General features: G+C 36.1%; 7 protein-coding genes. 3 read left to right on the top strand and 4 right to left on the bottom strand.

What is annotated here, in order from left to right:
* Positions 1-117 precede the first annotated feature (117 nt).
* The 3 genes from F6K13_RS09025 to F6K13_RS09015 form a co-directional block, all read right to left on the bottom strand.
* Positions 118-483 (bottom strand): SPFH domain-containing protein, encoded by a 366-nt coding sequence (locus F6K13_RS09025; RefSeq protein ID WP_287287233.1) that lies wholly within the window; start codon positions 481-483, stop codon positions 118-120.
* A gap of 275 nt (positions 484-758) precedes the next feature.
* Complete coding sequence (locus F6K13_RS09020; protein ID WP_287287231.1) at positions 759-914, bottom strand: hypothetical protein; 156 nt, start codon at positions 912-914, stop codon at positions 759-761.
* A gap of 216 nt (positions 915-1,130) precedes the next feature.
* The gene (locus F6K13_RS09015; RefSeq protein WP_124146804.1) at positions 1,131-2,090 is read right to left on the bottom strand and encodes a Rieske 2Fe-2S domain-containing protein; all 960 of its coding nucleotides are present in this window, start codon (positions 2,088-2,090) and stop codon (positions 1,131-1,133) included.
* Positions 2,091-2,270: 180 nt separating this feature from the next.
* Between F6K13_RS09015 and hisZ the strand changes: the two genes are divergently transcribed.
* From hisZ to F6K13_RS09000, 3 genes are all read left to right on the top strand, one after another.
* The gene (hisZ, locus tag F6K13_RS09010; protein WP_124146803.1) at positions 2,271-3,803 is read left to right on the top strand and encodes an ATP phosphoribosyltransferase regulatory subunit; all 1,533 of its coding nucleotides are present in this window, start codon (positions 2,271-2,273) and stop codon (positions 3,801-3,803) included.
* 82 nt (positions 3,804-3,885) lie between these two features.
* Entirely contained in the window at positions 3,886-4,902 is a 1,017-nt protein-coding gene (gene hisG / locus F6K13_RS09005) for an ATP phosphoribosyltransferase (RefSeq protein WP_124146802.1), read from the top strand.
* A 723-nt stretch (positions 4,903-5,625) separates the two neighbouring features.
* Positions 5,626-5,871, top strand: a complete 246-nt coding sequence (locus F6K13_RS09000; protein WP_124146801.1) for a ferredoxin family protein — start codon at positions 5,626-5,628, stop codon at positions 5,869-5,871.
* A 119-nt stretch (positions 5,872-5,990) separates the two neighbouring features.
* Here the strand turns inward: F6K13_RS09000 and F6K13_RS08995 are convergent, their stop codons facing one another.
* Positions 5,991-7,808, bottom strand: a complete 1,818-nt coding sequence (locus F6K13_RS08995) for a ribonuclease J (protein ID WP_124146800.1) — start codon at positions 7,806-7,808, stop codon at positions 5,991-5,993.
* Positions 7,809-7,995: the final 187 nt, after the last annotated feature.

The raw sequence follows: 7,995 nt of genomic DNA, 5'->3' as shown, positions 1-7,995 counted from the left end.
AAGGCTTGAATACCGGGAGCATCAATCCCATCATCATTAGTTACTAAAAAAGTCATAATTTCAGATAATTCAGTGATTTAGTTGCTGTGATAACTTGGTATAGGTAGGAAAGAACGGTTATAATCGCACATCTATTTGAAAGTTTAATCCTTCTTTGGATGTAGCAGTAACAGTTTCTTTTAAATCTTTGAGTCGAGTAGAAAATTTTATTACTTTAGCAAGGGGGTTAACTAAGTGAAGACCAGGGGTAAGCGTAGATTCAGAAACATTACCAAGTATTTCTACCACACCTACTTTACCTGCTGGCATAATTACCAAAAACTTACTGATTGTTTGATAAATAGAAATTATCGCAGCCAAAGAACCAATTAATAGAGCGAGGGCGCGTACTTTTTTTCTTTCTTTTTCCCCGGCAATATTAGGATTTGTCAAAGCTATAAGGAATGCCACCAAAGTAACGAGCAATGAGATGATTAATTCCATTGTTTTGATTGGGGATTTATTGAATTTTTACCGATTAAGGTGAGATAATTTTTATTGCTTAGGTAAAAGATTTAGAGCTAACTAACTAAGCATAATTAACTAGAAATATTACTAAACTGACATAGTATCATTCCAGTAATTACTTAAGCAAATTTTTATAGATTCTTCAAATTGTCATACGGAATTCAAGCATGGGAGCAAAATATTCCTAGTGATAAATAATTAGGGTTTTCTGAAAAAGTCTTATGTATAACGGCAGGAGTAGGGGTAATTTCCTACGGAATGCTCCGCAAACATGAATTACCCGTACAGGAGTCAGGAGAAATGGGAATCATAGAGGAGTTAGCCGAAAGAATTTTTCCTTGATTTTTTCGTCCTCGCCCAATGAAAATGCTAACTTTTTGCAGCTCTATAGACCAAAAAACTGGCACTTTTTTCGACCTAAAAAGGCTAAAGCTTTTATATGTCAATTCTTTGAGGATTAATCACCAAGCCCTAATTAAATTCTAACTTTTTATCAAAAATTTAAAGTATTTTATATTATTGATTCAGGAAATTGTTACCAAGAATTGGTGCGAATTAATCTATCAAAAATTGTAAAATATAGTTTTTTATTTTTAAACTGAAGTATCTGATATCCAAGAATTTTATGAGTAGAATTGACCCGCCCAACTTCGAGATTGACGCACAGGACCATCATCTTGATATAAAGGTGGATTATGAATATCTTTTTTATTCTCTAAAATACTCACATCTTGTTCAAAAGTTTCTAAGACATCCTGTTTTAACATCTTATTTAAAATCAAGCTTAAAGGAAAAGGTAGAACTTTCTTCACACTGTAAAATATTGCAATATCAAGATACTCATTATCTATTGGTGTTCCTGTAAAAATAGTTAACAAACCTAGCTTTAATTTTCCTTCTGTCCAGTAAAAACTCACATCATAAGCAGGTCCGTAATAAATAGTAGTAACTGAGCCATCTTCTAATACTAATTTTCCTGCTGCTAAAGAAGATAAATTATATTTCTGAGACATTCTATGAGTTAAAATTGGTCCGTCAATTTCTACCCCATGACTATGAGCGCTTTTAAAAGTACGGCTGTGCAAATTATATAAGTGAGAGACATCTACACTGTTATCCATATAATCTTGAAGGGTAGTGCGGACTTTCCACTGACGGACTAAACGTAGGGGAGTCCATTCGACCGAATTTAGTTCTGGTATTTGAGGTATTTCCCAGTCTGGCAGTTTTCCTTGATGGTGATGGTACATCATTATGAGACCATTAAGCTCAAGTACAGGCCAGCTCTGTATTTTTGCTTTGGGTTTGGGTTTATCTGGATAAGGAATAGCAGCACATTGTCCATTTGTATCCCAGAGCCAACCGTGGTAAGGACATCTCAGAGTTTGGCCTTGTATTCTACCTCCATGAGCAAGATGAGCGCCTAAGTGAGGACAGTGAGCATCAAAAATATGAGGTTTGCCATCTTCTGTACGAAATAGTACAAAGTCTTTTCCGAAGTAATGAAGTGGTATTACTCCTTTGGTAGATAAATCTTCACTTCTGGCAACACGAAACCAGCTATTAGGGAGGTTTGAATACATAATTATTTTTTTTGAATATAGACAAAAATCAGCTATCAGTGTATAAGGGTAGCGATCGCTTGCCAACTAGAAACATTAAAAAATATCAATTTTTCTTGACAAAAGAGAAATAAAATCATCTAGTAGAAGCTCTCTTGTCAAAATTGCGATGAGAAAACTACAATCTTTTATATTTTGTCTATGCAAACCACAAAAGTAGAACGAGTCAGAGGTGTCAGGGACATTCTGCCAAACACCTATCACATTGATAAACAAATTAAAAATGCACTCAGTGGTAGTTTTGAATCTTATGGCTACCGACCTATAGATGTACCACTAATAGAATATACTGAACTCTATCTGAAAAAATCTGGTGAGGACATAGTTTCTCGCCTCTACGACTTTATTTATCGTAACCGTCGCCTCTGTCTCAGGCCAGAATTTACGGCTTCAGTGGTCCGCGCTTATTTGGACAACTTCCAAGAAATACCCCTGCCAGTAAGACTTTATTATACAGGGCCAGTATTTCGCTATGAAAAGCCCCAGAAAGAGAGATATCGTCAATTTACCCAAATGGGAATAGAGTTAATTGGGGCAAAAGGGGCGATCGCTGATGCGGAAGTTATTTCTATGGCCTGTCAAGGTTTAGACCGTTTAGGTTTAACTGAATATCAAATGTTTATTGGTCATGTTGGAGTTATCAACAAATTCCTGGACCATCTTGAGTTAGATACTCGTCTTCGTAGTTTTCTACTTACTCAGATGGAAACTCTGAGAAAAGAAGGTAAACAAACAGTAGAAAATTTACTTTCTGAAATTTATCCAGCGTTTCAAAAAAATACTTCTGCTCAACAACAACCAGGTAAAAATATTACGACAAAAAAAATTACAGACCTCCTACAAAATTTAGAAGAAGAGGAGGCTAGGGTAGCTATTTTTGAGTTTCTCGAAAGTATGAATATCGAACTTTCAAGCACTCGCGAACCTGAAGAAATAGTTGACCGTTTGTTAGTGAAGATTAAACATCAAAACCAAACTAAACAGCTCAATAAAGCATTAGATTTTATGACAGAGTTGAGTAAACTAAAAGGTGAGCCGAATGCTATTTTAAAAGAAACAGAAAAACTACTTTTAGCTTACAATATTGATGATTATGGCTTAACACAATTACAAGATATTCTTAAAAGTTTAGATGCCTTTAATGTAGACAAAAATCGTATTAATATTGACCTCGGAATTAGTCGGGGTCTCCAATATTATACAGGTATGGTTTTTGAAATTTCTGACAGTAACTTAGGAGAAAGAAAATTATGTGGTGGTGGTAGATATGATGATTTAATTGTTAGTTTAGGAGGTCAACAAGAAACTCCTGCCACTGGTTTTTCTTATGTAATGGAAGAACTCAGAGAAGTATTAGCTGAAAAATCTCATTTGAATATTAATAATTATCAATTTGTCGAAATTTTGGTAGTTGGTATTAGTTCACATGATTATGTTTATACTGTCGAAATTGCGGAAAAATTAAGAAGGCTAGGTTTGCGGATAGAAACTGACATTATCGGGAGAAATATTGAAAATAATATTGAGTATGCAATTCAGCATAATATTCCATTTTTAATTATTTTAAATTCTGTAGAACAACAAGATAGTAAAGTGCTTTTGCAAAACCTGGAATCTGGGGAAAAGCAAAATTTGGAATTAAATGAAGTAGTAAAAAAAGTTAGAAATAGTTGAATTACTGAAAAATTAATACCCTATTTCCAGCCTCCTTATTGCAGAGGTACTGATAACTGATAACTGATAACTGATAACTAAAATGACCACCGAGCAAATTTTAAAAATAGCTTTACCCAGTAAAGGTGCATTAGAAAAAGGAGCCATGAACTTATTGTCAGCTTGTGGTTTAACTGTATCTAGACCCAGTGAAAGACAATATTTCGGCTCTATTCCTGCCTTGCCACAAGTAAAAGTATTATTTCAAAGAGCAGCAGATATCTTTACAAAAGTAGAAGAAGGAAGTGTTGACTTAGGAATTACAGGTTATGACGTAGTTTCTGAAGAAAGTCAATCCGATGATGATGTAATAGTTATTTGGGATAAATTAGGTTATGGTAAATGTGAAGTTGTTTTAGCCGTTCCTGAAAGTTGGGTAGATGTTTCTTCCATAGAAGATTTAGCAGAATTAACTCTATTATTTAAAGAGAAAGGTAAAAATCTAAGAATTGCTACAAAGTATAATAACCTGACTCGAAAATGGTTGTATGAAAAGTTAATTGTACATTTTTCCTTAGTAGCAGTCCAAGGTGCAATGGAAGCAGCACCAAGTATGGGATATGCTGATATGATTGCTGATGTAACTAGCACTGGCACAACTCTGAGAGAAAATCGTTTAAAGCGAATTGAAGGAGGCACACTTCTTAAGTCTCAAGCTTGTTTAATTGGTAATAAACGTTTGTTACAAGAAAGTGAAGCTAAGTTGGAAACAACTAAGGTCTTTTTAGAGTTAATTGAAGCTCAGATGGAGTCAAAAAAATATGTGTCGATAACTGCAAATGTGCATGGAAAGTCGGCAGATGAAATAGGTGATTTGTTAATGAATAAAAGTGGATTAAGTGGCATTACTGGTTTACAAGGACCGACTATTGCTAAAGTATATTCTGGGAAGAAAAATGATTGGTATGCTGCCACAATTGTAGTGAAACAAGAAATGTTGTTACCAGCAATTAATCATCTCAGAAAAGTAGGTGGTACAGATATTACAGTTTCTTCTCCTAATTATGTTTTTGGCTCCAAATCTCAAACTTATGAAGCATTTTTGAAAAAGTTAAATTAGGCTATTATATCATGTTCGGTTGAATACTTATAAATAAACGACGGAGGAGTCAGGAGTAAACCCACCCCTCGCCCCTCCCCCTCCCAGGAGGGGAAGTAAGGACTCAGGAGGGAAGAAAGAAGAATAAAGAGGAGGAAAAGGAGAAAGTTTTTTGTTTGCTGGCGCACAACTTTCCTTACGGAATGCTATCGCAAACGTTAACGTGTCAGTGGAATTGAGTTCTATTGCTAATTAGGGCTTGCTGATTAAATCTCAACGTCTTTACACATAAAGGTTTGAAGATTTTCAGGTATGAAAAAGTTCTAGCTTTTAGGTAGTTCCGGTTCAAAAATGAGCATACTTTGGGTAAATTATGGCAGAAAAATTAAGGGACGATTCTTCCAACTACCTCTTCTATAATTCCCATTCCTCCTCGATTCTGGATTCTGGCTCCTGACTCCTACTCTTACCACTCATACTTTTTCAGCAAACCCTAATTATCCGGACATGATATTATTGGTGGAGAAAGTTGATATTTTCTAGAAAAAAATATCGACTTAACTCTCCTCTTATATCATGTTCGGTTGAATAGTTAATTATATAGTTGGGAGTGTGGAAGTAGGGGAGATTTAAGGCTTGAAGTAATTATAGAATTATCAAAATATACTATATAACTGGATTCTATATTACAACAGAGAAATATCCCTTAGAAATTTTTAGTTTTGACTTGATAAAATAATAAAAATGCCACATACAATTGTTACTGATATTTGCGAAGGTGTTGCTGACTGTGTTGGAGCTTGTCCTGTCGCTTGTATCCATGAAGGACCTGGTAAAAATACTAAGGGAACTGATTGGTATTGGATAGATTTTGATACCTGTATTGACTGCGGAATTTGCCTAAGTGTTTGTCCTGTAGAAGGGGCAATTTTGGCCGAAGAAAGACCAGAGTCACAGAAGACACCTAGTACATCTAGTACCAGTAGTTAATAAGGGAGGAGTCAGGAGTAACTAACTTTAGGGTGCGTTGCAACGCACCTTATACCAGATCCGGTTATCAAAAGTCCGTTTTTAAAATTACTCTCTAACCCTTCTGCCTTCTGAGTTCATTAAGATGCTACTTTTGCTGCAGTAGACCGACGTTTCCGTCTTCCCAGTGGTGTTTTGGGTATAGGCAGTTCTTTTTTCTGCTCTACTTTCTCTTCTACACTTCTATCTTGTATATCTCCTGCTTCTGGAGTTTGCATTAAGAAAACTAGCAAAGGTTGACCTTGAAGCTTTCGTCTCAACATTTGCTGAACAGCACATTCAAGATCCTTTTTCAATCCAGACCAATTAACTTGAGTATTATTTGACTTAGCATACTCAAACCAGTTATTGCTCAAACTTTGTTTTAATGTGTTGATCACCAGTTCGCGCATTTGTGATATTTCCATAGCACTTACCACACCACGCAAATGTAACTGAGGTCTATCAATCAATTTACCATCCGCATTCACCGCCAACGCTACAGTCACAACACCATCCTCTGCCAATTGTTGCCTTTCCTTAAGAATCTTGTCTTCAACCATACCAGAACGAGAAGAGTCTACCAGTTCAATACCAGAAGCTACTCGGTCTGCAACACCGATAGAATCTTTAGTTAATTCCACCACATCACCATTTTGTACCACTACCATATTTTCTGGAGAAACCCCCATACTTTGAGCAGTTTGACTGTGTTTAACTAACATCCGATGCTCACCATGAAACGGTACAAAGAACTTAGGACGAGTAAGTGCCAACATTAATTTTTGGTCTTCCTGACAACCATGACCAGAAACATGGATACCCTTATCTTTACCATAGATCACATTTGCTCCTAACATCATTAGTTTGTCAATGGTGTTAACAACAGCGATCGTATTACCAGGAATAGGGTTGGCAGAGAATACAACTGTATCTCCTTTACGAATTTTTATTTGCCTATGTTCACCCTTAGCAATACGAGTTAGTGCTGACATTGGTTCCCCTTGAGAACCTGTAGTCAGAATCAATAGTTTCTCATCAGGTACACTTCGGACGCTATGTAGAGGTACAAACAAACTATCTTCACACTTAACATAACCAAGATTGCGAGCATGAGCAATCACATTCAGCATCGATCGCCCTACTGTTGCCACCAACCTACCATGTTTTTTTGCTAGCTCTAGAACTATTTGTAATCTATGTACGCTAGATGCAAAGGTTGTAACCATTAAACGTCCAGGAGCGTTGGCGAATACTCGGTCTAAATTTGGATAAACTGACCTTTCTGAAGGCGTGAAACCGGGTACTTCTGAATTTGTGGAATCACTTAATAAGCAGTGAACTCCCTTTTCTCCATACTCTGCTAACCTTTGAAAGTCAAAATTTTCTCCATCTACAGGAGTATGGTCAATTTTGAAGTCACCTGTATGGATAACTACTCCCACTGGTGTTGTGATGGCGACTGTAAAGCTATCCGCCATTGAGTGAGTATTACGAATATATTCAACACTGAAATGTCTGCCTAACCGGACAATATCACGTGGACGAACAGTTCTTAATTCTGTGCGATTTTGGACTCCTGCTTCCTCTAGTTTTGGGTATAGTAAAGCCATTGCCAATCTAGGTCCATAAATGACAGGAATTTCTACATTTTTCAAATGGAAAGGAATACCACCAATATGATCTTCGTGACCATGGGTGACAATCATACCTTTGATTTTATGACGATTTTCAGTCAGATAAGTTACATCTGGTAAGACGATATTTACACCATGCATTCCATCAGTAGGAAAAGCTAATCCTGCATCAAGCAGAATAATTTCGTCATCATATTCAAATACGCAGGTGTTTTTACCAATTTCATGTAGTCCACCCAGAGGAATAATTTTTAGGGCAGATGATGATTTCTTTCTTGTCATAATTATCCTATTTTTCTTGTTGTTAACTGTGAAAGATTTTGAATGATTGTTATAGCAGGGAACAGGGAACAGTGGGAAAAGCTTTTCTCTGTCTCAAGTTCATCATCAATATAAGTCAAACATCAACTTCTTCCTTGCTATATACCAATTTGATAAATATTTGCTATAAATAGCCTAGCTATTTCTT

Origin of the sequence: Okeania sp. SIO2B9 (assembly GCF_010672505.1) — a bacterium.
Classification (GTDB): Bacteria; Cyanobacteriota; Cyanobacteriia; order Cyanobacteriales; family Microcoleaceae; genus Okeania; species Okeania hirsuta.
Note: the sequence above shows the minus strand (reverse complement) of the source record. Positions and strands in the feature narration are given on the sequence as shown.

Excerpts from the sequence above, each read along its gene's own strand:
- F6K13_RS09000 (WP_124146801.1), top strand. The coding sequence starts at position 5,626 with ATGCCACATACAATTGTTACTGATATTTGCGAAGGTGTTGCTGACTGT.
- F6K13_RS09025 (WP_287287233.1), bottom strand. The coding sequence starts at position 483 with ATGGAATTAATCATCTCATTGCTCGTTACTTTGGTGGCATTCCTTATA.
- hisZ (WP_124146803.1), top strand. The coding sequence starts at position 2,271 with ATGCAAACCACAAAAGTAGAACGAGTCAGAGGTGTCAGGGACATTCTG.
- F6K13_RS08995 (WP_124146800.1), bottom strand. The coding sequence starts at position 7,808 with ATGACAAGAAAGAAATCATCATCTGCCCTAAAAATTATTCCTCTGGGT.
- F6K13_RS09015 (WP_124146804.1), bottom strand. The coding sequence starts at position 2,090 with ATGTATTCAAACCTCCCTAATAGCTGGTTTCGTGTTGCCAGAAGTGAA.
- hisG (WP_124146802.1), top strand. The coding sequence starts at position 3,886 with ATGACCACCGAGCAAATTTTAAAAATAGCTTTACCCAGTAAAGGTGCA.